The organism is Streptomyces sp. 796.1 (assembly GCF_047525675.1).
Lineage (GTDB): Bacteria > Actinomycetota > Actinomycetes > Streptomycetales > Streptomycetaceae > Streptomyces.
This window is the reverse complement of the sequence record NZ_JBLIWA010000012.1, coordinates 137,731-164,566: the sequence shown is the minus strand read 5'-3', so window position 1 is coordinate 164,566 and position 26,836 is coordinate 137,731. Positions and strand designations below refer to the sequence as shown.

The window sequence follows — 26,836 nt, the reverse complement described above, 5'->3', positions numbered from 1 at the left end:
CCTCACCCGTGAGGTTGTCGTCCTTCTCACGCAGCAGCTTCTTCTCCCGCGCGTACCGGTTGACCAGGCTCGTCAGCGCCGTACGGAAACCTTCCTCGTGGGTGCCGCCCTCATGGGTGTGGATGGTGTTCGCGAAGGTGTACACGCTGTCCGAGAACTGGCTGCTCCACTGCATTGCGACGTCCACCGACAGCAGGCGTTCCGTGTCCTCAGCCGCCAGCGAGATGATCGACGGATGGACGGGCTCGCCCTTGCGGGAGTTGAGGTACTTCACGAAGTCGACGATGCCGCCCTCGTACCGGTACGCGACCGTCCGCGCGGCCACTCCCAGCGCGTCGGCGCGGGGATCGTCGGCACCGGCGGTGGCCCGCGCGGACGCGCGCTCGTCCGTCAGTGACAGAGTGAGGCCCTTGTTGAGGAAGGCCATCTCTTGGAACCGGCGGGCGAGCGTCTCGAAGGAGTACTCGGTCGTCTCGAAGACGTGGCCGTCGGCCCAGAACGTCAGCGAGGTGCCCGTGTCGGCGCTCTCCTCGTGGCGCTTGAGCGGCGCGGTCGGCACACCCGCGACGTAACCCTGGCTCCAGCGGTACCCGCCGTAGCGGACCTCCGCCTCCACCCGTGCCGACAGCGCGTTCACCACCGACATGCCTACGCCGTGCAGACCACCGGAGACGGCGTAGCCACCGCCGCCGAACTTGCCGCCCGCGTGCAGCACCGTCAGCACCACCTCAAGCGCCGGCTTGCCCTGGGAGGGGATGACGTCGACCGGGATGCCCCGGCCGTTGTCGACCACCCGGATGCCGCCGTCGGCGAGGATCGTCACGTCGATGCGGTCCGCATGGCCGCCCAGCACCTCGTCGACGGCGTTGTCGACGATCTCGTAGACCAGATGGTGCAGGCCCCGTTCCCCGGTCGAGCCGATGTACATGCCGGGCCGCTTACGGACGGCCTCCAAGCCCTCAAGGACCTGGATGTCGCCACCGGTATAGGACGCGTTTCCTACCCGGCCCGTGGTGGGCCCGGCCGGGGTGGCATCGGCGGCGGGGACGGAGGAGTCGGCGGAGATGTCGAGATCGGTCACCAGGGCGCTCTCTTTTCTGGCACGACGGACCAGGCCCCACCCGGCATGGGCACGGGGACGGGGCACGTCGGACGGAGGATCGACTACAAGGCCCAACCGAACGGCTGGGCCTGCGCTGCGGACTGATGCAGGAATCGAGGTAAAGTTTTAGCACACCGAGCCGTAGCGCGGAATCTTCAATTTTAAGCCGCTCCACAGCCCACCTGAAGACCAATCTCCCCTAGAGCCGATCCCCCCTACCAGGCGCAACCCCAAAGCCCTTAGATTCGCGCACAGCGGATTCTCCATCGAGTGCCGCGGCCCGCTCAAAAAGAGGCCCGTGCGCGGCGCAGAACGGCTCCGTAGTGCCCCTCGGAGACGGCTACGGGGCGATGCGACGGCCGCCGCGGTGCCAGGCACCCGCCCACCTCGCCGGAGGCGGCCACGGCGCATCGGCGTCGGTTCGTGCGCAGGAGCCCGCTCCCCCGGTCCCGGACGCCCCACCCACCGTGCGGTGCGGGCCGGCCGCGGGCATCATGGCCGAAACAGTCAGCGACCAGGGCCGCCCCCAACGCCGCAGGCGGCGCGTGTGGCGAAAGGACACCCACGATGCTGATGGCTCACCCCTCGGTGCTGCGCGAACTCATCGCTCGTTACGAGGCGCAGCGCAGACAGTGCACGACGCACGGCGGTGCGCAGGAGCGGCGCCGCATGGATGACGTGGTGTACACGCTGTGCGTGACCACCGGCACCCGGGAGATCGAGGCGGCGTTGCAGGCGGCGCGGCGCCAGTTGGGCCGGGTCGGGCGGGAGGGCGAAGGGCCGGCGTTGCCCGCGTGAGCCGGGCCGCGCGGGGTGCCGCTCGCCGCCCCTTCGGTGCGGGGCGGGCCCTGTGATGAGTGAGTTGCTGGCAGGGTTGCCCGCCGCACACCGTGCGCTGCTCACGGTGGCGCCACCGGGTGTGGAGCTCGCGGCGCACCCGATGCTCGCCCAGCCCAGTGACCGGCGGGAGTTCGACGACGGGTGGGTCTTCGAGCGCAAGCTCGACGGGGTGCGGGTGCTCGCCGTGTGTGAGCCTGACGCCGCGCAGCCGGTGCGCCTGCTGTCACGGCGCGGGAACGACCTGGGTGCCACCTACCCCGAACTGGTCGCGGCCCTGGCCGGTCAGGGCCGCGCGCACTTCACCGTGGACGGCGAGGTGGTCGCACTCGCGCACGGACGCACCGACTTCGCCAGGCTCCAACGCCGGATGGGTCTGACCGATCCGCGCCGCGCCCGCGCCACCGGCATCGCCGTCACGTACTACCTGTTCGACCTGCTGGCGCTCGATGGGTACCGCACCACGGCGTTGCCGCTGCGGGTCCGCAAGTCCTTGCTGCGGCGGGCGCTGACGTACCGGGAGCCGCTGCGGCTGACCACCCACCGCAACCACGGCGGCCAGGACCTGCTCGACCAGGCGTGCGCCCGCGGCTGGGAGGGGCTGATCGCCAAGCGGGCGCAGGGCCGCTACCAGCCGCGCCGGTCACCGGATTGGCTCAAGCTCAAGTGCGCGCGCGGCCAGGAGTTCGTCATCGGCGGCTACACCGAGCCGGCAGGCGGCCGGACCGGCTTCGGGGCGCTGCTGCTCGGCCACTACGCGCAGGGCCGACTGCGGTACGCGGGCAAGGTCGGCACCGGCTACACGGAGGCCGTGCTGCGCCGGCTGCGTGCCCAGTTGGACGCCCTGACCAGCGAGCGGTCGCCGTTCGCCGACCCGGTACGGGAGCGCGGCGCGCACTGGGTCAGGCCGGAACTGGTGGCCCAGGTCGCCTTCACGGAGTGGACCAGGGACGGCATGTTGCGGCATCCGCGGTTCCTGGGGCTGCGTGAGGACAAGGCGGCCCGCGAGGTGGTGCGGGAGGAGCCTGCGGGTCGGTAGGGCGGGGGCTTACTCCTCAGCACCCACGACTCGGCCCCACCCCGACGCTGGTAACCCAGTTCCCCAGCAACCCACCGCGAAGATCCAACAAAGTTGTCGGCCCTTCCTTGTCCTGTGGCCATGAGTTCGACACCATCGGCCGGGCGGCGTCGCGACACGGACCCGCGCCCCCGACCTGCTTCCACCGCTCCACTATTCCGCTACGCCCGAACCCCATCACCGACAGCCACCCCCTTCCCGCCCCACACACCCCTGATCCGTATCCGCGGATGTGCCACCGCGGACCACCAACCCTCACAGAACACCAACCCTCACAGGAGAAGCCTCATGGCGAGATCAACCCTGGTCGTACCGCTGACCGTTGCCCTGGTCGCAACCGGCGGTGCCGTCTTCACGCCGTCGGCCAGCGCCGGTTCGCCCGCTCGGGGGCCGCTCGCCCCGGTGTACGCCGCGGGGGCGGACGCCGTCGACGGCCGGTACGTCGTCGTCCTCAAGGAGCCTGCCGCGTCGGCCCGTACGGAGTCGACCGCCCAGGCGCTGGCCGGTGCGACCGCCACGGCGGCCGAGGCGGGCGGCACGGTGCGCCACTCCTACACCGCGGCGCTGCGCGGCTTCTCCGCCGACCTGCCGGCCGCCGCGCTCCAACAGGTGCGCCGCGACCCGTCGGTGGCCTACGTCCAGCCGGTGCGGGTGCACCGGCAGGAGTCGGCCCGCCTCAGGGCGGTCCCGCAACCCCAGCAGCGCGCGCCCTGGCACCTGGACCGCATCGACCAGCGCAAGCTGCCGCTCAACTCGACGTACGCGCCCGCCGGCGACGCGTCCGGAGTGCCGGTGTACGTGCTGGACTCGGGCATACGAGCCGGGCACCGGGAGTTCGAGGGGCGCGCGTCGGGCGTCTACTCGGCCATCAAGGACGGCAACGGCACCACTGACTGTGCGGGCCACGGCACGTTCGTGGCCAGCCACATCGCGGGGAAGACGTACGGGGTGGCGAAGAAGGCCAGGGTGCGCGCGGTGCGCATCCTGGGGTGTGACAACAGCGCCACCACCGAGCAGATCCTGGACGGCATGAACTGGACGGCGAAGAACGCGCCGGCGTCCTCGGTGGTCAACATGAGCATCCAGAGCGCGGACGGCGTGGCCGACCGGGCCATGGACGACGCGGCCAAGGCGATGATCAACAAGGGGCTGCTCCTGGTGTTCATCGCCGGGAACTTCGGCAAGGGCGACTGCCAGAACTCGCCCAAGGACCCGCGGGGCATCACCATGGGCGCCACCACCAGGAAGGACGCCCGCAACACCGGTGCCAACCCGTCGAGCTACGGTTCCTGTCTCACCGCGTTCGCCCCCGGGGCCGACGTGACCGGGGCCGGCCACGCGAGCGACACCGCGGTCGTCCGCGGCTGGAACGGCACCTCGTTCGCGGCCCCGCTGGCCGCCGGCACCCTGGCCATCGCGGTGCACGACAACCCGAAGCTGACCATGGCCGAGGCGAAGAAGCTCATCGTCTCCACCGCCACCCAGGGGCAGCTCAAGAACATCGGCAAGGGCTCGCCCAACCGACTGCTGTACGTGGCTGCCGCCGGGCGGTGACCGGGGCACCGGGTCGGCGGGCCGCGGTGGGCGGGCCGCCGACCCGGCGCGCTCGGGCCCCTACGGCAGGGCTTCGGCGCAAGGCTCCGGCGGGGCGTGCCGACGGCTCGTACGACACCGACCGATAGCGTTCGACACCGGCCGGTCGCACTCAGCACCGGCCGGTCGCGCTAGCCCCGCCGCACCGGTGACCCGCTCCGGTCCTCGCCCGGCGGGCCCGGTTCGGCCGCTTCCTCGCGCAGCCCCACCTTGGCGTGCAGGGCGCGCAGCGGGCCCGGGGCCCACCAGTTGGCGCGGCCGGCCAGTCGCATGAAGGCCGGCACCAGGGCGCCGCGCACCAACGTCGCGTCCATCAGCACCGCCAGGGCCAGGCCCACGCCGATCGCCTTCAGGTAGACGATGCCGGAGATCACGAAGCCCAGGAAGACGATGGCGATCAGCAGGGCGGCGGCGGTCACCGTCGAGCCGGTGCGTTCCAGGCCGCGGGCGACGGCCCGGGTGTTGTCGCCGGTGCGGTCGTACTCCTCCTTGATGCGGGAGAGCAGGAACACCTCGTAGTCCATGGACAGTCCGAAGGCGATGCAGAACAGCAGCACCGGCACCGTCCAGGTGATCGTGCCGGTGACGACGAAGTCGCCGACGACGCCCTCCAGATGGCCGTCCTGGAATCCCCAGACCAGCACGCCCAGGGTGGCGCTCAGGCTCAGGCAGTTGAGCACCAGGGCCTTCAGCGGCAGCACCACGCTTCCGGTGAACAGGAACAGCACGAGGAACGAGCTGATCGCGATGACCGCCAGCGCCAGCGGCAGCCGGTCGTTCATGGCGCTGATCGAGTCTTCCAACTCGGCCGCGGGGCCGCCGACCAGCACGTCGTACGGGGCGTCGACGGCCCGTACGTCCTTGACCAGCTCGCGACCCTTCTCGGACAGCGACTGGCTCCTTGGCACCACCGACAGGTAGGTGCTGTCGGTGGTGCCGAACCGGTCGGCGGTCGGGGTCGGCGGGGCGACCAGCTTGCCGCCGGCGAAGGTGCCGGCCTCGGTGTCGACCCGGGCGACACCGTCCAGCCGGGAGAGCTGTTCGGCGTAGCGGGCGATGGCGCCGCGCTCGTCCTTGCCGGGCGTGTCGGAGAGGACGACATTCAGCGCCTGGGTCTCCTGGGCGTTGAAGTCGCCCCGGATCGTCTCGCCCACCTCACGCGACTGGGTGTTGGCCGGCAGCACCCGCTCGTCGGCCAGGCTCATCCTCAGGTCCAGGAAGGGCGCGCCGAGGAAGAGCAACAGCCCGATGACGGCGGCGGCGATCGGCAGCGGGAAGCGCATGACCGTCACCGCCAGCCGGTGCCAGAAGCCGGCTTCCGGGTCGGGCGCGGTGGGTGCCTTCCCGTGCTTGCCGAGGATGCGGCCCTTCTCGATGCGCGGGCCGAGCGCCTTGAGCAGCGCGGGCAGGAACGTCACCGACACCGCGGCGGCGATCAGCGCGGTGGGGATGCCCGCGTACGCGAAGGAACGCAGGAAGTAGAAGGGGAAGACGAGGAGGGCGGCCAGGGCCAGGGCGACGGTGACCGCGGAGAAGACGACGGTGCGGCCCGCGGTGCGCAGCGCGGTGGCGATGGCGCCGTCGGGCGGGGCACCGTGCGCCAGCTCCTCGCGGTAGCGCTTGATGAGGATGAGGCTGTAGTCGATGGCGAGGCCGAGTCCGAGGCCGGTGGCCACGTTGGTGGCCAGCACCGACACCTCGGTGAAGAGCGTCAGGATGCGCAGCGTCAGCAGCACCGAGACGATCGTCAGGCCGCTGACCAGCAGCGGCACCAGCGCGGCGACCAGTGTGCGGAAGACGAAGAGCATGACGACGAACAGGACCGGGAAGGTCACCAGCTCGATCTTGAGGAGGTCCTTCTCGGTGGTGTCGACGATCTCCTTGTTGGCGAGCGCGGTGCCGCCGATACGAACGTCCACCCCGTCGACGTCGCCTTCGTACCGCGACTCCAAGGCCGAGAACCGGTCCTGCACCTGGTCCTCGTCGCCATCGATGCGGGCCAGTACGAGCGCCCGGTCGCCGCTCTTGCCGCGCAGGGCGTCCGCCTTGCCGAGCGACCAGTACGAGACGGCCTGCTCCACGTGCTTCTCGCGGGAGAGCCGGTCGGTGAGCGCCCGGCCCGCGGCGGCGACCGCGGGATCGTCCACGCCCCGCCGGTCGGTGAGGAGCAGCGTGAAGTTGGGGGCGCCCGCGTGAAAGCGGTCCTCCATGATTTCGGCGGCCTTGGCGGATTCCGTTGAGCCGTCGATGAATCCGCCCGCCGACAGCTTGGAGATCACTCCGCCGCCCAGTGCCCCCGCAATGACGAAGAGGGCGCCGGAGAGATAGAGCACCAGTCGGCTGCGACCGGAGGTGAAGCGAGCCAGCGAGGCGAACATCTGACGTGACCCTTCATTCGGGGCGCGGTCGGCCGAGGCGGCTGGAGGGTCAGATTACTCCTTTGCGCCAGTGCACGACCCGTGCAAGTCCTTTTGCCGGCCATGACAAGAGTCTGCTTACCAACTCTTGTCCCACGCCTGCTATTTATCGCCCCTCCGCACGGATTTACGTTTTCCGAGAGCTCGGAAGCGACCCTGTTCTGTGGAGGTGCGACACGCATGGCTCGACGCAAGAGGACTGCCGTCGTCGGCGGCGGCATGGCTGGCTGCGCCGCTGCTAAGGAGCTGCTGAAGAACGGGCGGGAGGTGGTCATCTACGAGACGACCGCTGGTCTCGGCGGGCGTGCGCGGTCCTGGCACCGGCCGGAGATCGAGCCCGACGTCGGCGTCAACCTGTGGTTCACGAGCTTCTACAAGATCATGTTCGAGCGCATCCGCGAGTACGGTCTCGAAGACCAGCTCACGGAAATGTCGAACAACGTCATCGTGGTCGACAACGGAAAGCCGGCCGAGCTCCTCTCGGACTCGATGAAGAGCCTCTTCACGTTCCCGCACGTAAAGCTCGGGGACCGTATCGGCTTCCTCACCGCCACCTTGAAGGAAACGCTAAAGCGCAAGGAACTCGACCTTTTCGACCCGGTCAAGCTCGCCAAGTACGACGATGGCACCAATGCCGCCGAGTACGCCCGCAAGAGCATGTCGCAGCGCGGCTTCGACAATCTGTTGCGGCCGGAGATCGAGTCGTTCTGGCTGTGGCGTTGTGAGGACATCTCGGCCGCGCACGTGCGGGCCATGCAGGCGCAGATCGCCGGCGCCAAGTTCTACGTGTTCAAGGGCGGCATGGAGATCATCGCCGAGAAGAACGCGGAGGGCGCGGAGCTGCGCCTGGAGAACGAGGTGACCGACCTCCAGGTGCTCGACGGACAGGTGCGCATCACCGCGCGGGACGCGGACGGCACGCTGTCCGACGAGGTCTTCGACGACGTCGTGGTGGCCACCCCGGCCCCGGTCGCCGCGAAGCTGACCGCCGCCCTGCCGCGCCAGGTGGTCGGCGAGGACACCCGGGACTTCCTGGCCACCCAGAAGTACGAGCCGGCGCTGTCGGTCTCCTACCTGGTGGACTTCAGCAGCATGCCGTCCGAGGCGCACATCGTGGCCGCCGGGGCGGACGACCCACCGGTCAAGACCATCATCACCTTCCCGCGTCAGGTGCGGGACGCGAACGGCCGCCCGGTCGACAAGCACCTGGCGTTCGTCTACCCGGGTCGGGCCGCCACCCGCCGCCTCCTCAAGCTCTCCACCGAGGAGCAGTTCGCGGAGACCTCGCGCCTGGTCACCTCGCTCTGGCCGGACTTCCCCGCGGACGCCGAGCCGTTCGAGATCGCCGAGCGCCCGTTCGCGATGCCGGTGCCCGAGCCCGGCCGGTACCGCAAGTCGGCCCGCGTGATCCGGCTCCAGCACGCCCCGGTGGTCTTCGCCGGCGACTACTTCACCTCGCCGATCTCGGAGGCCGCCATGCTCTCCGGCATCCGGGCAGCCGACAAGCTGCTCACGGTCGGCTGAGGCGCGGCGGGCCGCCCATGAATGCGATCACCGCCGCCGGGGCCAGGCGCGCCCAGGGTGCGCCCGGCCCCGGTTCGCCGGCCCAGGGGTTCGCCCCGCGGCTGTCGGCCTTCGCCCGCCTGGCCAAGTTCGAATTCGTCCTCGACTACTACCTCAGCGTCCTGGTCGTCGTCTCGGCGCTGATCGCAGGCCCCGGGCTCGGCGGGGACGGGCTGCTGACGCTCGGTCTGTTCCTGCTCGGCGAGATCGGCGTGGTCTCGGCCGTGATGGCCTTCGACGACGTCAACGGCTTCCAGGACGGCAGCGACGCGGCCAACTACCTCAGCAAGGACGGCACGGAGCTGCGCCCGCTCCAGCGCAAGCCGCTGCTGACCGGCGCGCTGCGGCTGCGCCAGGCCCAGTGGTTCGGCTACCTCGCGCTGGCCTGGGGCGTCGCCCTGTGGTCGGCGGCGGCCCTCACGGCGGCCGAGCAGCCGGTGTGGGCGCTGGTCCTGACGGGCCTGGTGCTGCTGTCGAGCTGGCAGTACTCGTGGGGGCTGCGGCTCAGCTACAAGGGGCTGGGCGAACTGCTCATCGCCGGCTGCCCGATGGTCATCGTCATCGCGCCCTACGGCCTGGTCGCCGGCGACCTGCCCGCGTTGTTGCTGGTGGAGGGCGTGCTGTTCGGGCTGTGGCAGATCCTGGTCTCCGCGTACTCCAACACCAAGGACATCGAGGGCGACGCGGCGGTGGGGCGCTCCACGGTCGCGGTGCGCGCCTCGGCGCGGGGCAACCGGCTGTTCATCGGGGTGCTCAGCGCCGTGGACGTGGCGCTGACGGCACTGGCCGCCGCGGTCGGTTGGGGGCCGTGGTGGCTGGTGCTGGTGATGCTGCCGCTGACGGCGCTGCGGGTGCGGCAGTACATGTCCTTCCTGCGGAACGGGGACGCGCTGCTGGCCCGGCGGCGTGGCGTGCTGGCCTTCCGTACCGGCGTGGCCTGCCTGATCTTGGTCAACCTCATTCACTGACAGGAGAGTCATGAGTGGCACGAACAGGTCGTCCGGCCTGGGTTCGCTCTTCGAGAGCCACGCGGACCGGGGTCGGCGCACGCACTTCCACCTGAGCCGGCCCTTCGACATCGCCCCCGAGCGGGGCGCGCACTACACGGTGCAGCAACTGGCCGATCTGGTGGCGGAGGCGTCGGCCTGGCTGTACGAGGCGGGTGCGCGTCCCGGCGCCCGGGTGGCGATCGCCAAGGACAACCACTGGGACTACCTGCTGCTGGCCGCCGCGGCGGCGCGGATCGGCGCGCTGCCGGTGCTGGTGGCCGGCGCGCTGCCGCCGGACACCTTGCAGACGGTGCTCAAGCGGGCGGACGCCCGGGTGCTGGTCACCACGAGCGCGATCGTGCGCGGCGCGGCAGCCGCCGGCGTCGACGTGACCGCCTTCGCCGCCCGGGTGCTCACCATCGACGCGCCGGTCGATGGCGCGGTGCACGTGGACGAGGTGCGCGGGGCCCGGGTGCCGGGCACGGTGTACGCCGCTTCGTACGAGCCGATGGTGGCCACCCACACCTCGGGGACCACCGGGGTGCCGAAGCTGGTGGTGCACTCGGCCGACACGATCATGGGGCATCTGAGCCGCACCGAGTCGCTGCCGTGGCCCATCGTCGGCATGAAGCACCGGGACACGGTGGCCACGGCCATCGCGTACAACCACATGCGGATGATCACCTGGAGCGCGGGGACGCTGCGGCTCGAACCGCGGCACGCGCTGGTGCTGACGGACGGTTCGCCCCAGACCGCCGAGCGGATGTTCCGCCGGCACCGGCCCACCTACCTGGAGGCGCTGCCCGCCACGTACGTCGGGTGGGAGCCGCTGGCGGAGCGGGCGCACCACGTCTTCACCGACGTACGGGTCTACGTGAGCACCTTCGACGCGATGCACCCGCCGACGGTGCGCACCTTCCTGCGGGCCAGCGAGCGACGCTTCCCGACCTGGTTGCAGGGGTGGGGGCAGTCGGAGACCGGGCCGATGACCTTCCGGCTGCTGGCCAGGCGCGATCTGGAGGCGCAGGGCGACCGGCACCCCACCATCCGCGACGTGGGCCGTCCGATCCCCGGCTTCACCGGGATGAAGGTGGTCGATCCGCAGACGTTGCAGCCGGTGCCGGACGGCACGCCGGGGGTGGTGCTCTCGCGCACCTACGGGCGGTGCGTGGGCTATCTCGGCGAGGAGGACCGGTGGCACCTGAAGGCCACGGGCAAGTGGTGGAACACCGGTGACTGGGCGGTGCGCAGCAAGACCGGGGCGTTCCGGCTGCTGGACCGGGAGGTCGATGTGATCCCGGGGATGAGCTGCATCGAGTTGGAGGACGTGTTGGCCGACCGGTTGCCGCGGCTGATCGAGGCGACGGTGATCGGCGTGCCCGGGGAGTTGCCGCTGCCGGTGGTGTGCACGCGGGACGGTTCGTGGGACCAGGCGGCGTGGCAGCGGGCCACCGCCGACCTGCCACGGCTCGCCGATCCGCGGCTGCTGGCCTGGGAGGAGTTCCCACGGACCAGCACCGGCAAGGTGCGGCGCATGGAGTTGCGGGAGCGGCTGTTGGGCGACGCCGCCGCGTACGGCACCGGGCGCTGGACCTGACGTCAGGGGCGGACGTCCGTACGGCGCAGCCACGGCGCTCTGGTCCGCGGCACGACCAGAGCGCCGGAGCGCCAGGACACGGAGGACCGACACCACCATCAGCACGGCGCAGCACCGACGCAGCAGAGCGACAGGGCAGCAGGGCACGAAGGCACCACGAGGAGAGGGAAGGAAGCGGCATGGCGCGAGACCTGGCCGATGTGGACATCGCCGTGGTGGGCGCGGGGATCTCCGGGCTCACCGCGGCCTACCGGCTACAGGAGGCGGGCCGCCGGCCGGTGGTCTTCGAGTCGGAGCAGGCGGTCGGCGGGCGGATGAAGGCCCGCCGGGTGGACGGCTGGATCGTCGAGGAGGGCACCGAGACGCTGGCCGCGGCCGGCTACGACGCCACCTGGCGGCTCATCAGGTCGGTCGGCCTGGACCGCGACGGCGGGGTGCGCAAGGTCACCAGCCTCGCCGGGGTGTGGCGGGACGGCCGGGCGCACGCCGGTACCGGGCACTGGTTCGGGGCGCTGAGCGGATCGGGCCTCACCCTCGGCGGCCGGTTGGCGCTCAGCTCCCTGGTGGGCGAGATCGCCGGCTCCGCCGGGGGCTTCGACACCCGGCACCCGGGGCAGAGCCCGCTCGGCACCCGTACCGTCGCCAGTCTGGCCACCGGCCGCAACCGCGAGTTGTACGACTACGTGTTGCAGCCGGCGGTGGCCACCGCCTGGGCCTGGGACCCGCACCGCTCGTGCGCGGGCCCGCTGGTGTCCACCATGCTCTCCACCCGCGGGCTGCTGGGCTGGCGCACCTACCGGGACGGCATGGACGCGCTGGCCAGGTCGGTGGCCGGACACCTGGACGTACGGACCTCACGCGCCGTCACCGAGGTCAAGGACACCGACGCGGGCGTCACCCTGGTCTTCGCCGACGGGCAGACGGTGACGGCGCGCGAGGCCGTCCTCGCGGTGCCGGCCCCCCTGGCCCACGCGCTGCGCCCCGGCGCGCCCGCCGACGAGGCACCGTACCTCCAGGCCGCCTCGTACTCCCCGATGATGCGCATCACCTGCCTGGTGGACCGGCCCCTGATGCCACCCCAGCGGCGCGGCACCCCCGAGGTGTACGCGGTCCTGGTGCCCGAGGTGGAGGACGGTTACGTCAGCGGGGTGACGTTCGAGCACGCGAAGGCCGCCAACCGGGCGCCGGCTGGCCGCGGCCTGGTGAGCATCCTCACCGCGCAGCGGGCCACCCGCGAACTGCTCGACCAGCCGGACGATGCGGTGCTTGCGGCGCTGGTGCCACGCGCCGAGCGGTACGCACCGGGCCTCGGCGCGGCGCTCCAGCGGGCGTTCGTCCACCGCTTCCGGTACGCGTCGCCGGAGGCGTCACCGCAGGCGCTGCGGCTCCAGAGCGCCTTCGCCGGGCGGCCGGCGCGGGCGGTGGAGTACGCGGGTGACTGGGTGTACCAGCGGCCGTCGAGCGAGGCGGCGGTGCAGTCGGGCGAGTGGGCGGCGGAGCGGCTGCTGTCCCGGACGGCCTGAGCGGCGCCGTGGGCGGTCCGTGCCTCCCCGCGGACCGCCCCGGCCCTCGCCCCCGACCGCCCTTCCGCCGCTTCTCGCCCGCGCCCGGCGCACTCCCCACCACCTCCCCGGGCCTCCCCGACGCCCCTTCCGCCGGCCTTGCGGAAGCCCTGATTCCCGGCCAAGGCGGCCGGGCCGCGCGGCTTCCCGCGTACCGCCCGGCCCGGCGACGGCCCCGGCAGCGCCGTGTGCGCTCCGGGGCCGCCGTGCCGCCCGGCCGCGCCCTGCCCGACCGCCGTAGACCGCTCCTCGCACCGGCGCTGAGCAGGGCGAACGCCATAACCCCACCCCCGGTTCACGGACATCTGACGGGGCCTTGTAGGGTGCCCGCAGCACCGTTGTTGATGACCAATGCTGGTGGATCGTCTGAGGTTCAGAGAAACCACGAGCGAATCGGGCGTGACGCGAAAAGGCGCTTCTACCTGCGCGTTTCACGACCCTTGACCGGTCTTTTGCCGCCCCCTGCGACCGTTGGCGTATCAGCGTGGAAGTTCCCGCGGGCCCCAACGGAAGGAGCCGCATGGTGCAGGCAGGCACTCACGCGCAGCAGGACGGCTTCACCCCGGAACCGGCGACGGCCGGCTCCACCCGACGACCGCTGTCTCCCCTGGTGGGCCGGGACGAGGAGATGGCCAGGCTCAGAGCCCAACTGCTGGCCCGAGAGGCCCAGGTGCTCACCCTCACCGGCCCCTCAGGCGTCGGCAAGACCCGACTCGCGACCGAGCTCTGGGACGATGTGATCGGCGCGTTCCGGGACGGCGGATGCTACCTGGACCTGGCAGACCAGCACGACCCGACCGGCGCGGTGCGGGCCGCGCTCGGCGACGGTCCCACCCACCCCGACCACCCCACCGGCGAAGCCTCCGACCACCCCACCGATCTCCCCACCGGCCCCCCGCTCGACCTCGATTTCCTGCTCGTCCTCGACTGCGGCTCCCGGCCTCCCCAGGAGGTGAGCGCGCTGGTCGCGGAGTTCGCCGCGCGGGCGCCGCGACTGTCCGTGCTGACCGTGGCGACCCAGGTGCTCGGCGTCTACGGCGAGCGGCGCATCCAACTCGCCCCGCTGGCCGTGCCGGGCGCGGCGGGGAGCACGGGTCCGCTGGCCGACGTCGCCTCGGTACGGCTGCTGGTGCAGCGCACGCGCGCGGTACGGCCCGGCTTCAAGCTCACCGAGGAGAACCGGGACGCCATCGCCCAACTCTGCGTCCGTTTGGACGGTTTGCCCCTCGCCCTCGAACTGGCCGCGGCCCGGCTGAAGGTGTCATCGCCGCGGGCCCTGCTTGAGGAACTGGACCGTTCGTGCAGCGCGCTGCGCGGCACCGCGGCCGACACCATGTCGCCTCACCTGAGCATCTTCGACGCGGTGCAGCACAGTTGGGCCGTGCTCGACCCGCGGCGCCGGGCCCTGCTCACCCGGCTGGCCGTCTTCGCCTCGCCCTTCGACGGGGCCGAAGCGGGCGAGGTGCTGGGCCTGTCCGTGCACGAGGCGCGCGCGGCCCTGGAGGAGTTCGTCGACCGCAGCCTGCTGCTCCCCCAGGAACAGCCGGACGGCAGCATCAGGTTCCGACTGCTGCGCACCTCGCGCGCGTACGCGTGGGAACAACTCGCCGACGAGGACGGCCTGGAGCCGATCAGGAACCGGCACGCCGCACACGTACTGCGCCGGGCCCGGGCCGCGGCGGCCCAGTTGGGTGGCGCCGGGCAGGCGGCGGCGCTGGCCGGGCTCGGCCACACCCACCGCGACACGCTGGCGGCACTCGACCACCTGGTGCACGTCGGGGACGGCGACAAGGCCGCCGAGCTCGCGACTGCCTCGCTGCCGTACTGGCTGGTGCGCGGCGAGGCGCGGGAGGCCACCGTACGGCTGACCGCGGCGCGGGCGGCCGGCGTGACGTCGGCCAGGGGACGGGCCAGGCTCGCGGCGGCGCTCGGCGAGGCACAGCTCCTGGCCGGCCGGTACGCGCAGGCGGGCGCGGAGTTGCGGACCGCGCTGGCGCAGCATGCGGCGGACGGCGATCTGCTGGCCGCGGTCGACGTTCAGGAGGTGTTGGCCCGCCTCGCCCATGCGGAAGGTGATCTGGAAGGCGCCAAGGCCCTTCTTGACGACGTTGTCAAACAGTGTCGGGAGCTGGCTCACGAGCCCACTCTCGCCTCGGCCACCGGCCGGCTCGCGGAGGTCCACCGGGACCTGGGCGACCTGCCGGCGGCGGCGCGCTACGGGCAGGAGGCGGTCCGCCGCTTCGACGACCTGCGGGACGCGCGCCGGGCGGCGCTCGGCAGGCTGGTGCTCGCCGGCGTGGCGGCCGACGGCGAGGTGGCGGCGGACGCGGAACAGGCGGTCAGGACGGCGCGGGCGGCGCTGTCGTTCCTGCACGGGATCGGCGACCGGCCGGCGCTCTCCTACGCGCTGTACGTCACCGCCGACCTGCTGGTCCGCCGGCACGGCAGGACCACCGGCGCCTGGGAGCGGGCCGCCCAACTGCTGTCTGCGGCACGTTCGTTGGAGAAGGCGCACGGCGGGCTTCCGGTGCAGTTGCCGGCCGCGGCCCGGCAGGAGCTGCTCACCCAGGCCGGCCAGCGGCTCGGCGAGGCGGCCTTCGACGAGCACAGCCGGGCCGGCGCCCGGCTGACCGCGCACGAGGCGGTGACGCTCGCCACGGCCCCGCTCGCCCCACCGCCGACGGCCCCCCAGGCGCCGCCCGCGGCGGACACCCTCACCCGCCGCGAACAGGAGGTGGCGGCACTGGTCGCGGAGGGGCTGACCAATCGCGAGGTGGCCCGGCGCCTCGGCACCGCGGAGTGGACGGCCGTGAACATCCTGCGCAAGGTGATGCGCAAGTTGGACTGTACGTCCCGGGTCCAGGTCGCCAACCGCGTGCTGAGCGCCCGCGCCGCGGCCGACAGCGAACTCGGCGGCCCCGGCGGGCTGCCCCGCGTGGTGTAGCGGCCGTCACGGGCGCGGGGGCCCGCGCGCCCGTGACCGGCGACGACGCGCGCCGCCGGGGCCGGGCGAAGGAGGGGCGGGTAGGGGGCGGGGGACGGGGCGAAGCCGTACCCCGGCCCCTGTCCGTACGGGCCCTGACCGGCGCAGGCCCCGCCCGGTGCCGCGCCCTACCGGTACGGGTGGGTCCCGCCCGGTACGGTCCCGTGCTGGCCCGCTTGGACCGGTGCGGCCCCCGACCGGCCGCCCGGACCGAGGCCACTTCTGACCGGCGCGCCCCGACCCGAAGCGCCACCGCCGGCCCGAGGCACTACGGCCCGCACCAGGACGCGCCCCCGGCCCCGCGTGCCGCAGCCGGCATCAGACGGCCGCGCCAGGGACCGGGCCAGGGCCGGAACAGGGCAGGCACCGATGCTGCTACTTGTCGCGGTAGGCGACGGCGACCGCCATGCCCGCCAACTCCTCGCGCCACTCCTGCGGCAGCGGCCCGGCCGCCAGCGCCTCGCGGGCCCGGGTCACCAGCGTGTCGATGCGCCGCTCCACCTCGGCACGCACGTCGATGGCCGCCAACTCCTCGCGCAGCGCCGCCTCGCCGCCGGCGCCCGCTGCGACCAGGTCCCGCACCCGGTCGCTGCGCCGCACGGCCAGGCTCATCAGCAGCGTCATCTTGTTGTTCTCCGCGTCGGCCCGCACCGGCTTGCCCGCCACGGCGGCGTCACCGAAGGCGTCGATCAGGTCGTCCCGCAGTTGGAACGCCTCGCCGAGCGCCGTGCCGTACGCCTCGAACGTGGCGGCCAGGGCGGTGTCCCCGGTGATCGCCGCGCCCAACTCAAGCGGGCGGCGGATGCTGTAGCGGCCGGACTTGGCGTTGGCGATGTACTCCGAGAGCCGGGTGTCGGCGACGCCCTCGGCGGCCACCGCCACGTCCAGGTGCTGGCCGACGATCATCTCGGTGACCAGGTCGCCCCAGACCTGCCGGGCCGCGGCGGGCAGTTCCTGGGCGAGCCGCATCGCGTACGAGAGCGCCAGGTCGCCGGCGAGCACCGCGACGCCCTCGCCGTACCTGCGGGGCTCGCCGCGCCAGCCGCCCGAGCGGTGCTGGTCGATGGCGCGCACGTGGGTGGTGGGTTCGCCGCGGCGCAGCGGCGAGTCGTCGATGACGTCGTCGTGGATGAGGGCGAAGGCGTGCAGCAGCTCGACGGCCGCCGCCGCCTCCACCACCCGGGGGTCGGCCGCGTCGCCGCCTGCGGCGAGGAAGCCGGCCGCGCAGAAGGCGGGGCGCAGTCGTTTGCCGCCGGCGCCGACCAGTTGCGCGACGCTGTCGACGGGGGCTGCTGCGCGGCCGTCCACGCCGGCCCACAGCGTGTGCTCGGCCGCGAGGAGGGCGTCCAGGCGGGTTTCCGTACGGGCGAGAATCGCGGCCCTGGCCTGTGCGCCGTGGCCGGTGGTGGCCACGGGTGCCATCGGTGACACGGTCATGTGTGCGGTTCCTCTCTGCGATCACCGGTATGGCCGACCGGCGGCACGCGACGCGCACGGGGCGGGGCGACGTGTCCTCCGGACGCCTCGAACTTCGGGGCGGTGGACGGTGGGCGGAGCGCGCGGGGCACGCGGGGTGCTCGGGAGACGGTGGCGGGCGGCGCCGGCGCGGGTGCGCGGAACCGGCCCGGCCGGGGTGTCAGCGACGGCCGTGCCGCCGCGCCCGTACCGCCCGTGCGGCGGTCGGGCAAGGGCTCGCGACATCGGTCACGGCGGGCACGGGACCTCGATTCCCGTGCGCCGGCCACCGGCCGACAACGTCGTCGGAATCCGCTGGCTCGGCAAAACTCATTCCGCTTCGCGCACCCATATTCGAAAGCCCCCCGGCCTGGAAGTTGGAACGTTATCCCCGTCCACCATCACGGTGGACAACTCGCCGGTCAAGACGGCCTCTCCGGACAACAATTGAGGGGACGAAAATCCACAGAACTCTGTCTGAGAGCGTCAGCCAAGGCACCGAATCTGCCATGTGATTGTCTGCGGATTGCTATCCCTGACTACTCGCCCAGCCGCCTATTTTCGAATGTGGGTACTACGAATGGAGAGACATGGGCAGGAGAGTGACGGAAAGCATTCCCGACGGCCCCGGGACCACGGCACCGGCCGAAGTCCCGTTCTTCACCCAGGCAGCCTCGTTCGAGCGGCTGTGGCCGTCCGTGCGCCGTCAGATCGAGGACGTGCTCGACTCCGGGGTCTATTCGAACGGTCCCAAGGCCGCCGAGCTTGAGGCCGCGCTGCGTGCCTACACCGGTGCCCGGCACGCCGTCGCGGTGAGCTGCGGAACGGACGCCCTGGTGCTCCTGCTGCGCGCGGCCGGCGTCACGGCCGGTGACGAGGTGGTGGTGCCGGCGTTCGGGAGCATCGCCGGCGCGACGGCCGTGGCGCTGGTCGGTGCCCGCCCGGTCTTCGCCGACGTCGGCCCCGTCAGCTACGGCATCGATCCGGCCTCGGCCGAGAAGGTGATCACCGCACGTACCAAGGCTCTGCTGCCGGCCCACCTGTTCTGCCAGCCCGCCGACCTGGCCGAGGTGATGGACCTGGCCGCCCGGCACGGCCTGCTGGTCATCGAGGACGGCACCGGCGGGCTCGGGATGCGGTGGGGCGGCGTGCACACCGGGCTGGTCGGTGCGGGTGGCGCGTTTTCGCTCTCCACCACGATGCCGCTGGGCGCGCTGGGCGACGCCGGTCTCGTCCTCACCCGCGATGACGCGCTCGCCACCCGGGTGCGTGCGCTGCGCGACCACGGCCGCACCGCTCCCCCGCCGGGCCCGGGCCGCGCCGTGGCCGCCGCCGAGGTGGCCAGGCAGGGCGCGCTGCTGGGGAGCAACGCCAAGGTGGACGACGTGCAGGCGGCGGTGTTGCTCGCCAGGTCGGCCCGGCTCTCGGACGACCTCGCGCGCCGGGCCGAGTTGGCCGACGCGTACGCGCAGGGCCTGCGCGGGGCGCCGGTGGTGCGCCGGCTCCCGGCAGTGGTGCAGGGCGCGCGGGCCCGCATCGATCCGGCCTTCGCGGTGTACGCGGTGGCCGTCGACGAGCGGGACGCGCTCGTGCGCCATCTGCACCGCTCCGGCGTCGACGCCCGGCCGTGCCATCCGCACCCGCTCCACCTCCAGCCCTGCTTCGCGGACCAGGGCCACCGGGCGGGCGACTTCCCGAACGCCGAGGAGGCGGCCCGCGAACTGGTCGCGCTGCCCCTCTACCCCGATCTGACGCCGGGGCAGATAGCCCGGGTGTGTGCCGCCGTCCGTTCCTTCGTCCCGGAAGGTGCCGTGTGATGAGTGTGGTGGACTCCGTCCCGGCGGTGGCCGCGGCCCCGGTGCCGTACGCCGGTTCGCTGCTCGCCCCCGAGGCGCGGGCCCTGCTGCTCGGGGCCGTGTACGAGGTGGCCACCGATCCCGAGCAGGTCACGGTGGTCGGCCGCCGCACCGCCGAGTGGGAGCGGCAGGTGGGGCTGCGGTCCGGCGCGGGGCACGTGATCGCCTGTGCCAGCGGCACCTCGGCGCTCTGTCTGGCGTTGCGCGCCTGCTGGCTCGGCCCGGGCGACGAGGTGATCGTGCCCGCCTTCGGCGCGGAGCCGCTGGCTTCCACGGTGCTGGCGGTGGGCGCCGTGCCGGTCTTCGCCGACGTGGATCCGGCCACCATGGTCATCGACGTGGCGGACGCGGCGCGCCGGTTGACCGACCGTACCCGGGCCGTCGTCCCGGCGCACACCTTCACCTCGCTCGCCGACATGCGGGGCGTGCGGGAACTGGCGGACGCGCACGGGCTCGCCGTCATCGAGGACGCGGCCGTCGCCCAGGACGCGACCTTGGCCGGGCGCGCGGCCGGCACCTGGGGGGACGTGGGGTTGTACTCGTTCTTTCCTGCCAAGCCCTTCGGCATGCCGGGCGAGGGCGCGGCCGTGCTGACCGACGATGCGGAACTGGCCCGCACGGTACGGCTGTTGCGCCGCCACGGTCGGGCCGATGCGCACGGCCCGGTCCACCACCAGGTGGGGTACGACAGCGGCTTCGACGAGGTCCAGGCGGCCTACCAACTGGCGCGGCTCGCCACCCAGGACGCCAGGATCGCGCGCCGGGAACAGATCAGCACGTACTACAGCCAACAGTTCGCCCCGCTGCGCGAGCGCGGGCTCGGCGCGCCCGCGCCGGGCGACGAGCGGTGCCACTACGTGTACGCGGTACGGACCGAGCGGCGCGACGCGCTGGCGCGCCACCTCGCCTCCCGCGGGGTCGGCACCCGGGTCTACTACCCGCTGCCGCTGCCCCGCCTGCCCGCGTTCGCGCCGTACGCGCCCGCGGGCGCGCGGTGGCCGGGGGCCGAGCGGGCCAGCGCCACGCATCTGGCGCTGCCGCTGCACCCCGGGCTCACCGAGTCCCAGGTGCGGCGCATCGCCCGGGCCGTCTGCGCATTCTTCGGCTGACCGGGGCCGGCAGCCGGGCCGCCGGCCTGCGCCCGCCCCGCGCGCGGGGGCGGTGGGCGGGCGTGGGCCGGGGCCGGGCGGGCGCGGTCAGGTCAGCAGGCGCAGCAGATGGGTGCAGGCCGCTGCCTCGTCGTCGTACTCGGCGATGACCTCGTGCGCCCCGCGTTCGTACGCGCCCACCTGCCAGCGGGCCCCGGTCCCCTCGCCGGCCCGCAGGAAGAGGTGGTCGACGGGGGTGGGTGCCGGCTCGTGCACGCCCTCGATCCAGTAGTGGCCGTCAGCCACCCCGGCGGCCCGCAGGGCGCGGTGCAGGGCACGGCGGTCCATCGCCCGCTACCACTTCACCGGGGCCAGGTAGCCGTGGTCGAGCAGCCACTTGACGTTCAGCCGCTGGCCCTGGCCCGGGTCGAGGAGGGCCGGGTCGAGCTTGATCTGCTGGCCGCCGCCGGGCTGCTCGAACCAGGGCGCGATCTTGCCCTGCCAGACCGTGAACCGCTTGGTGACCCGGTACACGTGGTAGTCGCAGGGGAAGGCGGCGTCGCGGGTGTTGAGGTTCTGGGGCGGCAGCGCCCGCTTGGCGTACCGGTCGCCGGCGGGGGCGAGGTAGCCGCCATACTCGGAGCCGAACCGGTCGAGCCACTGGCCGGGCCGCAGTTGGCTGCGCCGCTTGTCGAGCTTCCCGTTCACCTCGGCGAAGCCGTCGTTGGGCGGGTACTTCCAGCTCCCCTTGTCGGCCGGGCCCTCCCAGTACTTCTTCAGGAACGCGTCCGGGGAGAGCTTGCCGGTGCGCTGGTAGCCGAGCACCAGCGGGCCCACCGGCAACTGCCACAGCTTCGGCAACTGCTCGGGGCCGAGCCTGGCGTCCCCCTGGTAGGCGCCCGTGCACGGCTGCCGCGCCTTGGCGCTGGCCCCCGCCTGCGCGGCCGAAGCGGCCCTCGTGGCCTGCTCCGGTGCCGGCTGTGCCGCGCTCGCCGCCGGCATCGCCACCACGATGACGGCGGTGCTCAGTGCGCTGGCGATGGCGCCCCTGCGGTTCATCCAGACCTCCCAGTCTGCCGTGGCCCTGACAGGACGTCAGGCTCACCCGCATCGTAAGGGATCAGTCGCGCAGCGCGACGAGCGCGGGCGGGGCGGGGTGTCCACGGCGCGCCGCATCGGCGAACAAGGGTGGAACGGGGTGCGGACCCCAGCGGGCCGGTGGAAGTCAGGGGCCTCGTGAGGGGTGCGCACCGTGCTGGACGGGTGATACACGTGATCGGCGCCGCCCGGCGCAGCCCCACCGGGCGGTGGAGTGCCGATCCTCCCCACGGTTCCGAAGGAGTCCTCCCGATGCTCAACAGACGCCTGCGAACGTTGTCAGTGCTGCTGACCTCGTTGCTCGCGCTCGCCGGTCTCGTCGCAGCTCCCGGATACGCCGCCGGGCGGTCCGGGGCCCCGGGGGAAGGGGCCCGGCTGGCCGCGGCGCCGAGCTTCCGCGCCCCGTTCCCCTGTGGCCAGAAGTGGACCTACAGCCACCACTCGGCCGAGGTGCGGCGGGCGCTCGACTTCGTGCGCGCGGACGGCGGTTCGACCGCCGGCACGCCCGTGTTGGCCTCCGCGGCCGGCACGGCCACCCGGATGTCACAGCCGAGCGGTGCGGGCAACTACATCGTCATCGACCACGGCGGTGGCTGGAAGACGTACTACTTCCACCTCGCCTCCTACTCCGTGCCCAGCGGCGCCCAGGTCGGCCAGGGCCAGCAGATCGGCGTCACCGGCAGCACCGGCAACTCCTCGGGCGCCCACATCCACTACGAGCAGTTGCTGAACGGCGTGGGCCAGAACATCGCCATCAACGGCTCCGGCCTGCCCTACCCGTCGCAGTACCACCAGTCGTACCTGACCAGCGACAACGGCTGCGGCGGTGGCGGCGGCAACTTCCGCACCTGGGGCACCGACATCCGGGTGCGGGCCGACGCGTACCTCAACTCGCCGGTGGTGAACGTGCTCGCCGGCCCGACCGACGTCACCGTCGTCTGCCAGAAGCAGGGCAGCACCGTGAGCGCCGAGGGTTACACCAACAACTGGTGGAGCAAGCTGCGCGACCAGGGTGGCTTCATCTCCAACATCTACATCAGTCACCCGGCGTCCCAACTGCCCGGCGTGCCGATCTGCTAGCGGGCCGCAGCACCCCGGTGCGCCCGCCGGCGGCCGTCGCCGCCCGCGGGCCGCTCGACCGACTCGCCCTGGCCCGCCGCGGGAGGACTTCCGCGGCGGGCCCGTGCCGTGCCGGGCCGTACGGGGCCGCCGGCAGGGGTCGTACGGTGCGGGGCCGGGCCCCGCACGGTACGGGGCTGGCCCGGCCCGGCCCGCTCCTGGGGCAGGTCAGCCCCGCACGGGCAGTCGCAGCGCGCGGGCGCCGAGCGCGTCGGTGTCGGCGTGCCGGCCGCCGAGCCGGTGCACCAGCACCCACCGCCCGTCCGGCGTCGCCCCGGCGAACACCGAGGCGTCGCGGGTGGCGCCGTTGTGCCAGACCACGTCGCCCGAACGCCGCCAGGCGGGGGCGGGCTCGCCGAACGTGCGGTCCACCAGCAGCCGGGTGAGCAGGCGCGCCGCCGCCCGCGGGGTGGCCCACAGGCCGCCGGCCGGCAGGATCGCGCCGTCCATGGTCCAGGGTTTGCGCGGGCGCCCGAACCACCCCGTGGCGCACAGCCTGCGGTCCTGTGGCGGGTGTGCCGTCATCGCGTCGATGCCGAGCGGGTCGAGTACGTGTTCGCGCACCAGCCGCTCGTAGGGTTGGCCGGCGGCGGCCACCAGGGCGGCGCCGAGCACGGCGTAACCGAAGTTGGAGTACTCCTCCCGGCGTCCGGGCTCCCCCGCGTCCCAGGTCTCCGGCCGGCCCACCAGGGCGCGCAGCGCCGTCTCGTCGAAACCTGCGTAGGGGTCACAGCCGCTGAGGCCCGGTGGCAGCCTGGGCAACCCCGAGGTGTGTGCGGCCAGGTGCGCCAGGGTGACTCCGGTGCCTGCCGGCGCCGGCAACCAGCGCTCGACCGGGTCCTGCGGGTCGAGCGTCTTCGCCTCGGCGAGCCGCAGCAGGGCGGTGCTGGTCACCACCTTGGTCAGGGAGCCGATCTCGACGAAGCGGTCCGGGTCGTGCCCCCGGCTCACCCGGGCCGGTCGGCCGTCGGAGAGCAGACAGGTCGGTAGGGGACGCACGGTGCTGGGGCTCCTTCCGTGGGCGGCCTGGCCCAGGGCCCCGCGAAACCGCGGGAACCGCACGCCCGGCACGCCGGCAGGGCCGCGTACGGTACCGACGGGCCACCCGGGCGGACCCTGAACACGACCACACTACGGGCCCACCCACCGGACCAGCACACGCCCCCGGCCACACCGTGCCACCCGCCCACACCCCGCCAACCCCAACTCCAACCCACGACACCGCCTGCGACCACGGGGAGTGGTCAACTCCGGTCTGAATCCGGCCAGTTCATGGGGTTCTCGGGCGGCGCCGCTCCCGGCAGCGGACGCGGCTGAGGTGCGACCGACTGGGGTTGGTTGAGACAGGTTCAGGCGGGTTGCGGCGAGGCGCCGCAGTTCGGTGACTCGGGGTGGGTTGCTGCGGGTCGGCGCGGGTTGGCTGCTTGGGGTGGGTTGCGACGGGTCAGCGGGGATTTGGCTACTCGCGGCGGGTCGGCGGGGGTTGGCTCGCGCGCGTCGGATGACGGGGCACGCGAGCAGCACGGAGCGGGACCGATCGGTCGCCGTGAGCCAGCCGTGGCCGGTCACGGCCTTGACGGGGCCAGGGTGGCGGGTGAGCCTACCGGCATGGCGGATTCCCCAGCCGCGCACGGCCTCGACGGCGTGGCGCGCACCCTGCTCACGCCCTTGTACGCCCGCGCGCACGCGGAGTCGGTCCAGCCGGGGACGGGCTTCAGCGACCCGCTCGCCGCTGAACTGCTCGCCCGTACCGGGTACGCCGAATCCGAGGTGCTGCACGACCGCCCGAACCTGTTGGGCGGACTGCACCGCGGCATCGTCTTCGACGCGCTCACCGCGGCGTTCGTGGCCCGGCACCCGCGGGCGACGGTGGTCTCCGCCGGCATCGGCCTGTGCACCCGCAACCACCGGCTCGCGCCGGCCGCCCCGCACGTGCGGTGGGTCGGGGTGGACACCGCCGAGGTCGTCGCCCTGCGCAGGCGGCTCCTCCCGGACGAGGACCTCACCCTGCACGCCGCCTCGCTCGCCGACGCGGACTGGGCGGCCGGGCTCCCGGTGTCCGACGGTCCAGTGCTGGTGCTGGCCGAAGGGGTGCTGATGTACCTGGACCCCGAGGACGTGCGCACCTGTCTGCGCGCCGCGCGGGCCGCCTTCGGCCCCGGTACGGAGTTGGCCGCCGACTACTTCCACCCCAGGCTCGCCCTCAGTGACCGGCATCCGATCGTCAAGGCCACCGGTGCCAGGTTCCGCTTCGGGGTGCGCAACGGCGGCGCCCTGGCCCGGCACGCGCCCGGCTGGCTGTTGGTCCGCGAGCACCCGGTGATGGAGCGCCTCAACCCCACCCAGCGCGTGGCCGCGTACGCCACCCGCCTCCTCACCCTGGGCGGGCGCGCCTACTCGGTGGCCCGGATTCGCGCTCTGCCCACCCCCTAGCCGCGGGCTCACCACCGGGTGCGTACGCACTTTTTTGTAGGTACTTGATCGCCCTCCGCTCAGGCACAAGCATCGACAGCAGGCAACGATGCCGAGAAGCCGACTGACCGGAAGGGCCGCGCCCATGCACGTCGAGGAGGAGAGGGGAGCGGGGTGGTGGCGGGTCCACGACTCGGCCGCGGCCCCGGACGAGGACACGTCGCTGGTGCTGCACCGCGACGACTGCCAGGACGCGGCGCCGGTCGCCGACCTGGTCACCACCGAGGCCGCCCGCGCCCTCCTGGCCACGCCGGGCACCAGACCCTGCCCCTCCTGCCATCCTCAACACACCTTGTGCCACGGCATGTTGACGGTCGTCGGGGCCGGCTGGCTTTCTTAGCACGGGGCGTACGGACGGCGCCTGCGAATCGGCCGGCGGACAGCGGGCAAGGGGTGACCGACAGCGAGCGGCGGATGGCGGGCGCGGGCAGTGGCCGGCGGGTGCCGCGCCGACCACTGCCGCGCGTCCGCCCGTCCCGCACCCGGACGAGCCGGCCCGCTCCGCGCCGGCCACCCCCGCGCGCGACGCCCCGCCACTGCGCTGGGACGTGCCCGGCCGGCGCGTGCCCGAAGGGCGCCGGCTCAGACAGGGCCTGCTCAGACGGGGCGCCCCAGCAGCTCCGCCACCCGGGTCAGTTCGTCGCCACCGTGGCCGAGGCCGATGGCGCGGCGGCCCAGGCCCTCCGCCGCGCGGATGACGCTCGCGTCGATGCCGTGCGCCTCGGAGGTGTGGACGATGTGGGACATCGTCGAGACCGCCGAGGTCAGCGGGTTGACCTTGGCCGCGTAGGTGCCGTTGTCCACCTCCACCGCGGCCTCCGCGAAGGCCGGCGGCAGGATCTGCCCGATGCCCTGGGCGAACGGCAGGAGCTCCTGGGCGCTGATGCCCTCGGCCCGGGCGACGGCCAGGGCGTGCATGTAGCCGGTCATCGCGGTCCACCAGATGTCGAGCAGGGCGATGTCGTAGGCGGCGGCTCGGCCGACGTCCGCACCGAGGTGGGTGTGGGTGCCGCCCAGCGCGTCGAGGACGGGCTTGTGCGCCTCGTACAGGTCCTGCTGGCCGCTGTAGATGAACACGCCGTGCGGCGTGCCGATGGTGGTGGTCGGCGTCATGATGGCCCCGTCGAAGTAGCTCACCCCGTGCTGGGCGGCCCACTCCGCGGCCTCCCTGGCCCGGCTCGGGACGTCGGCCGACAGGTTGACCAGGGTGCGACCCTTGAGCGCGGTGGTGACCTCGGGGCGGCGCAGGACGGAGTCGGCCGCTTCGTAGTCGACGACGCAGACGACCGTCAGTTCGCTCGCGGCGACCGCCTCGGCGGCGGACCCCGCACTGACCGCGCCGCGTGCGACCAGTTCCCCGTCCCGGCCCGGTGTGCGGTTCCAGACCGTGGTGGCCACCCCGGCCGCCAGGAAGGCGCCGGCCAGCGCCCGCCCCATCGGGCCGAGGCCGATCACGGTGACGGCGGGCTTGGGGGTGGTGTGGGTGTGTGCGGACATGCTTGGGCTCCCGTGCAGAATGAAATGATCGATCTCGATGGGAAAGAGAAAGGTGATGGCGATGGCGCGGATGCGGGCGCAGGACCCCGATGTGTGCGGAGTGACCGCGGCGATAGCGGTGATCGACGGCAAGTGGAAGACCGCATTGCTCTGGGCACTCGAATCCGGCCCGCGTCGCCCGGGTGAATTGCGTCGGGCGCTGCCGGGACTGACCGAGAAGGTGCTGACCCAGGCGCTCCGCGAAATGGAAGTCGACGGCCTCGTACACCGAGAGGTGCACGACGTCCGTCCGCTCAAGACGGTGTACTCCCTGACGGATTTCGGTAAGGACCTCTCCGAGGCCCTCGCCCCGGTCTCCGACTGGGGCCACCGCCGCCTTGACATGCTTGCCGCGCAGCAGCCCGAAGGCGCCCGCGCGGTTTCGTCTGCCACCTAGTGATGCATCGCGCCTGCCTGTCTCGATCCGGATCGCTCGGCCCCGTGGCCTCGCCCCACCAGACTCTCCCGCCCGTCGCCCGCAGCCAAGTACC

General features: G+C 73.0%; 21 protein-coding genes. 14 read left to right on the top strand and 7 right to left on the bottom strand.

Annotation, left to right across the window (positions count from 1 at the left end; translation table 11 throughout):
- Positions 1-1,081, bottom strand: a 1,081-nt coding sequence (locus ACMA1D_RS11105) for an ATP-binding protein (protein ID WP_414723723.1), incomplete at its 3' end; no start/stop codon positions are given.
- A gap of 588 nt (positions 1,082-1,669) precedes the next feature.
- Here ACMA1D_RS11105 and ACMA1D_RS11100 point away from each other — a divergent pair.
- The 3 genes from ACMA1D_RS11100 (at position 1,670) to ACMA1D_RS11090 (ending at position 4,571) form a co-directional block, all read left to right on the top strand.
- The gene (locus ACMA1D_RS11100) at positions 1,670-1,900 is read left to right on the top strand and encodes a DUF5133 domain-containing protein (protein WP_414723722.1); all 231 of its coding nucleotides are present in this window, start codon (positions 1,670-1,672) and stop codon (positions 1,898-1,900) included.
- A gap of 55 nt (positions 1,901-1,955) precedes the next feature.
- A complete protein-coding gene (ligD, locus tag ACMA1D_RS11095; RefSeq protein WP_414723721.1) occupies positions 1,956-2,978 on the top strand; it encodes a non-homologous end-joining DNA ligase in 1,023 nt (340 codons plus the stop codon).
- Positions 2,979-3,305: 327 nt separating this feature from the next.
- A complete protein-coding gene (locus ACMA1D_RS11090) occupies positions 3,306-4,571 on the top strand; it encodes a S8 family peptidase (RefSeq protein WP_414723720.1) in 1,266 nt (421 codons plus the stop codon).
- 170 nt (positions 4,572-4,741) lie between these two features.
- Here the strand turns inward: ACMA1D_RS11090 and ACMA1D_RS11085 are convergent, their stop codons facing one another.
- Positions 4,742-6,988 carry an MMPL family transporter gene (locus ACMA1D_RS11085; protein ID WP_414723719.1) on the bottom strand — a complete coding sequence of 749 codons (2,247 nt, stop codon included), beginning with the start codon at positions 6,986-6,988 and terminating at the stop codon, positions 4,742-4,744.
- A gap of 219 nt (positions 6,989-7,207) precedes the next feature.
- Between ACMA1D_RS11085 and ACMA1D_RS11080 the strand changes: the two genes are divergently transcribed.
- The 5 genes from ACMA1D_RS11080 to ACMA1D_RS11060 all read left to right on the top strand — a co-directional run bounded on the left by ACMA1D_RS11080 (position 7,208) and on the right by ACMA1D_RS11060 (position 15,682).
- Positions 7,208-8,551, top strand: coding sequence for an FAD-dependent oxidoreductase (locus tag ACMA1D_RS11080; protein ID WP_414723718.1), 1,344 nt, complete (start codon positions 7,208-7,210; stop codon positions 8,549-8,551).
- Between the two features lie 17 nt (positions 8,552-8,568).
- A complete protein-coding gene (locus ACMA1D_RS11075) occupies positions 8,569-9,558 on the top strand; it encodes a UbiA family prenyltransferase (RefSeq protein WP_414723717.1) in 990 nt (329 codons plus the stop codon).
- Between the two features lie 10 nt (positions 9,559-9,568).
- Positions 9,569-11,176: a class I adenylate-forming enzyme family protein gene (locus ACMA1D_RS11070; protein WP_414723716.1), complete on the top strand. Its 1,608-nt coding sequence runs from the start codon at positions 9,569-9,571 to the stop codon at positions 11,174-11,176.
- 179 nt (positions 11,177-11,355) lie between these two features.
- On the top strand, positions 11,356-12,699 hold the full coding sequence (locus ACMA1D_RS11065; protein WP_414723715.1) for a protoporphyrinogen/coproporphyrinogen oxidase: 1,344 nt from the start codon (positions 11,356-11,358) through the stop codon (positions 12,697-12,699).
- Positions 12,700-13,258: 559 nt separating this feature from the next.
- Positions 13,259-15,682, top strand: coding sequence for an ATP-binding protein (locus tag ACMA1D_RS11060; RefSeq protein WP_414723714.1), 2,424 nt, complete (start codon positions 13,259-13,261; stop codon positions 15,680-15,682).
- A 414-nt stretch (positions 15,683-16,096) separates the two neighbouring features.
- Here ACMA1D_RS11060 and ACMA1D_RS11055 read toward each other — a convergent pair whose 3' ends face one another.
- Entirely contained in the window at positions 16,097-17,158 is a 1,062-nt protein-coding gene (locus tag ACMA1D_RS11055; protein WP_414723713.1) for a polyprenyl synthetase family protein, read from the bottom strand.
- Positions 17,159-17,778: 620 nt separating this feature from the next.
- Here ACMA1D_RS11055 and ACMA1D_RS11050 point away from each other — a divergent pair.
- Together ACMA1D_RS11050 and ACMA1D_RS11045 are read left to right on the top strand one after the other, a co-directional pair.
- A complete protein-coding gene (locus ACMA1D_RS11050; RefSeq protein ID WP_414723712.1) occupies positions 17,779-18,993 on the top strand; it encodes a DegT/DnrJ/EryC1/StrS family aminotransferase in 1,215 nt (404 codons plus the stop codon).
- Positions 18,993-20,141, top strand: a complete 1,149-nt coding sequence (locus ACMA1D_RS11045) for a DegT/DnrJ/EryC1/StrS family aminotransferase (protein WP_414723711.1) — start codon at positions 18,993-18,995, stop codon at positions 20,139-20,141. Before ACMA1D_RS11050 ends, ACMA1D_RS11045 begins: the two co-directional genes overlap by 1 nt.
- A gap of 87 nt (positions 20,142-20,228) precedes the next feature.
- Here ACMA1D_RS11045 and ACMA1D_RS11040 read toward each other — a convergent pair whose 3' ends face one another.
- Both ACMA1D_RS11040 and ACMA1D_RS11035 read right to left on the bottom strand, forming a co-directional pair.
- Positions 20,229-20,468, bottom strand: a complete 240-nt coding sequence (locus ACMA1D_RS11040; protein WP_414723710.1) for a hypothetical protein — start codon at positions 20,466-20,468, stop codon at positions 20,229-20,231.
- A 6-nt stretch (positions 20,469-20,474) separates the two neighbouring features.
- The gene (locus ACMA1D_RS11035; protein WP_414723709.1) at positions 20,475-21,179 is read right to left on the bottom strand and encodes a TNT domain-containing protein; all 705 of its coding nucleotides are present in this window, start codon (positions 21,177-21,179) and stop codon (positions 20,475-20,477) included.
- A gap of 291 nt (positions 21,180-21,470) precedes the next feature.
- Here ACMA1D_RS11035 and ACMA1D_RS11030 point away from each other — a divergent pair, with 291 nt between their 5' ends.
- Entirely contained in the window at positions 21,471-22,298 is an 828-nt protein-coding gene (locus ACMA1D_RS11030; RefSeq protein WP_414723708.1) for a M23 family metallopeptidase, read from the top strand.
- 207 nt (positions 22,299-22,505) lie between these two features.
- Here the strand turns inward: ACMA1D_RS11030 and ACMA1D_RS11025 are convergent, their stop codons facing one another.
- On the bottom strand, positions 22,506-23,336 hold the full coding sequence (locus ACMA1D_RS11025; protein WP_414723707.1) for a serine hydrolase domain-containing protein: 831 nt from the start codon (positions 23,334-23,336) through the stop codon (positions 22,506-22,508).
- 609 nt (positions 23,337-23,945) lie between these two features.
- On the opposite strand from ACMA1D_RS11025, the gene ACMA1D_RS11020 reads away from it, so the two are divergent.
- Positions 23,946-24,770 (top strand): class I SAM-dependent methyltransferase, encoded by an 825-nt coding sequence (locus ACMA1D_RS11020; protein WP_414723706.1) that lies wholly within the window; start codon positions 23,946-23,948, stop codon positions 24,768-24,770.
- Between the two features lie 124 nt (positions 24,771-24,894).
- A complete protein-coding gene (locus ACMA1D_RS11015) occupies positions 24,895-25,149 on the top strand; it encodes a DUF6233 domain-containing protein (RefSeq protein ID WP_414723705.1) in 255 nt (84 codons plus the stop codon).
- 257 nt (positions 25,150-25,406) lie between these two features.
- Here ACMA1D_RS11015 and ACMA1D_RS11010 read toward each other — a convergent pair whose 3' ends face one another.
- Complete coding sequence (locus ACMA1D_RS11010; RefSeq protein ID WP_414723704.1) at positions 25,407-26,306, bottom strand: NAD(P)-dependent oxidoreductase; 900 nt, start codon at positions 26,304-26,306, stop codon at positions 25,407-25,409.
- 61 nt (positions 26,307-26,367) lie between these two features.
- On the opposite strand from ACMA1D_RS11010, the gene ACMA1D_RS11005 reads away from it, so the two are divergent.
- Complete coding sequence (locus ACMA1D_RS11005) at positions 26,368-26,742, top strand: winged helix-turn-helix transcriptional regulator (RefSeq protein ID WP_414723728.1); 375 nt, start codon at positions 26,368-26,370, stop codon at positions 26,740-26,742.
- The last annotated feature ends 94 nt before the right edge of the window (positions 26,743-26,836 follow it).